This is a genomic window from Coleofasciculus sp. G1-WW12-02, from assembly GCF_040219735.1.
In the GTDB taxonomy this organism is placed as follows: Bacteria; Cyanobacteriota; Cyanobacteriia; order Cyanobacteriales; family Coleofasciculaceae; genus Coleofasciculus.
In genome coordinates, this window is the sequence record NZ_JAVJRX010000032.1 from 1 (window position 1) to 3197 (window position 3197).

General features: G+C 44.3%; 2 protein-coding genes. Both read left to right on the forward strand.

Going from position 1 to position 3197, the window contains the following annotated elements; translation table 11 throughout:
- On the forward strand, positions 1 to 632 hold a 632-nt coding region (locus tag RID09_RS04540; RefSeq protein ID WP_446334765.1), incomplete at its 5' end, for a transposase.
- Between the two features lie 1977 nt (positions 633 to 2609).
- Positions 2610 to 3071: a hypothetical protein gene (locus RID09_RS04545; protein WP_446334766.1), complete on the forward strand. Its 462-nt coding sequence runs from the start codon at positions 2610 to 2612 to the stop codon at positions 3069 to 3071.
- The last annotated feature ends 126 nt before the right edge of the window (positions 3072 to 3197 follow it).

Sequence of the window (3197 nt, forward strand, 5' to 3'; positions counted from 1 at the left end):
AGAAGGTATTTTTTGCATTGCGGATCAAGCAAGATACTTATATCCGTCAATCAGAAGGAAACTATCAACAGCTAAGTGAGTTGGGTTTAACTCCGGGGATGAAGTTATTTCATTCGGGAGTTAATTATACAAAGAAAAAGGGGTTTGGCACTTTTAATTTAGCTGCTTATTGGAAACGAAAGTATCAAGGCAAAGGTGAAAAATATGGCTGGTTCATTCTGACCAATTTAAGTAGTATTGATGAAGTGATTCAGGTTTATCAATCTCGCAGTGGTATAGAATCCTTGTTCAAAGATTGTAAGACGGGTGGCTATAACCTAGAAGGAACTAAGGCATGTATAGAACGTTTAAATCGTTTAGTCTTGTTAATTGCCATGGCTTATACTATCGCTTCTTTAAAAGGCAACAAAACTCGCTGTCAAAGGCAACAAAAATATATCTGTCGTCTCAAAGAGGTAGCAAGAAGCCAGAGACGACACAGCAACTTTTGGATTGGTCTTTATGGATTGACCTGGACTATTGGATGGGATTTTTGTCAAGTAATGATTGCGAAACTTATGCACCTTAATCGCTCTAAAATTCATTACTTTCAGCAAGGATTGAAGGCTATGTATTTAATTAAAAATTATTGATTTTTTTATTAAGCTGTATAGCCCCTAGTACAATCCTCTTCTTGACTAAGTTTAACCCAAAATATTCAACAATTCAATATGGAAGGAGAGCAATATTCTGCTCTTAAAGAGCAGTAACTTTAAAAGACACCATGACGCGATTCGCTCTCCTCGATAGCGAGAGCTTCACACACAGATAGACCAAAAACCCATCTGACCGTTGCTGGGTCATAATTTGGGCAACAAGAGAACGATTAAAGATCATCAACATACTTCTGGAGTGTCACCCAGGTGATTATCATTCTCATTCACGTTTTTGTTCTCAATAAGCCTGTCAATAAGCTCTCATCTTTTTGAGGCTTGAGGGGGGAAATGCTTTGCCTGCCAAGCTTTTGAGCTGCTTGTCACCCCTTCAGCGCCAGCGCTCTTGTCCCTCGGCTGTTTTGGTTTTTCCGGTTTGAGAAGCAAGTCCGTTGAAGGGGGCTTTGAACTTGCTTGACTATCAAGTTTCTGGATAGCTTTGAGCCTATATATCTCTTGTTGCAATTTCTCAATTACGAGCTGTTGCTGCACGCCTTTAACCAACGAGTTCTTCGGTGGGCAACTGTTTGAGTTGGTTTGGGTCAAGCTGTAAGTTCATGGCAACAGCACTCACATACCTTATATTAAAGCAGATTCTGTGTTGAGTGAACACAGGCGTTGTCCTTTTCCTACTCAGAAAGCTTTCCCTGTGCCGAATAAAAAGGGGGCAAGCCGGGAGCCTCTCCGAAGCGGCTGTACTCAACCCATTCCTAGAAGGAGGCGAAGCCTTCCCCCCTCATCGGATTTCCACGCCACCTGAATCCTTACCTCTGAGCTTGTGTTGGTTCTAAGTCGGTAACAATCAACCAGGGTTCTTTATATCCTTCATCCCAACGTGCTAATAAAGTACATTCAAGAGAATGGTTCTTGAAACAAGTAACATAACCTGACCACTGTGTTCCTGTTTTTGGGGCGACTGTATCTAAACATCTCCATTCCGGATCACATCTAAGTTGATAGTGTCCTTGGTGATTAATTCTTAAAAAAGGATGCCAATTTAAGGAACAAATTACCTCAAATAGCCAGTCAGCATATAAACCCCTATCCGCTGATACGATTACTTGCCAATAGTTGGGAACTACATCCTTGACATAGTGAAAAATATGAAGCCAATGAGGTTTCCAAGAACCTTTTTCTGTACCTTGAACAATTTTCCATGCTACGGGAATGCCACAACCTTGATAAAGAACATGAAGGGAAAGAACAGTAAAATTCTGACCAATATTAGTTGCATCTATTGCTAAGGGTAGACACTTGTCTTCAGACTTCCATAAACTGAGAATCCACTTGAGTATCTGAGCGCAGCGAATGCGAAGCGAAGAATCTCGTCAAACGCAGCGCGGCACGAAGTCCAGTTTCCGATGTGAAGGGTGCCGCCGATGCTTCTTTCAGTATGCTTCGTGCGAATCCTGACAGATATAGCAGTAGACACATCGATTAGGACGTTCCGAACTGTTGTTCCAGACGTTCCGCCGACGTCTCTACGACGCGGATGTGTCCTAACCGCTATGGCGGTTGCTATAAACCCAAACCCTAGATTAAATGGAGTCATACTATGGAAAAATAAAGAAATGAACCAATCCGCTGACCCGTTACGCGGGGTGGTCTTTGAACCGGTTTAAGTCCCCGGAGAAAACCCGCGTCAGTTCGTGAGATAAAGGTTTAGATTTCCTTTAGATTCACCCTGACACCAACTGGAATAAAATCGTTTTTATAGGAAAACTGCTTATACGGTTCACGGTAACAACTAAGCTTTTATCATGCACAGCTTAGTGGAATCTAGCTCGCCTATCGGGTGAGATTCTTCACTCCGCTACAGTTCCTTCGCTTCGCTCAGGACTCAGAATGACAAACTTGCTCCCGTGCGAAGTATAACCCTACACCAACTGCTTTCCCATCCCGATTTCGAGGCTAACCATGACTTACGACAGAGTTAAAAAATCCTCTTGGACACCGCCAGCTAAAGCCACCTCTTCCTTTTTCCCCCAAACCCATATCCAGACAAAGAAAGAGACGAAGCCATCCTGGGAGGTGACGGGAGTACATACCAGTAAGGAGGCGATGGAGCGGATACGCCGTACAATGTTTGGTTCTGTGGAACCGATGGTGGAATCGCCGAAGGAAACAGCGCCACAGGAAGCGCAACAGGTGCAGAACCCGACGCAGGTGTCAGAGGAAGCGGTGAGTGGGGAGATTCAGGCGAAGCAGGAGACGAGGTTGAGTCAACCTCTGGGGTATGGGATGCCAAGTCAACTAGCGCGGGAGGGGATTCGGCGGCAGATGTTTGGCAATTTGGAACAGACGCCAGTGCAGAAGCTTGAGGAGGGAACCTCTCCCCCAACCATCCCCCCTAGCCCCCCTTTGAAAGCTATGCATTAGTCACATCTTTCTTAACAAAATCTGACTTGACACAAGTAGCAGTAGAGTGAGAAAGTAAAAGCCAAGTCTGTGCAATATCATGAAGTCGTCGTAGACCCTGCCAAAGGGTTTTCACGCCCGGTTCTC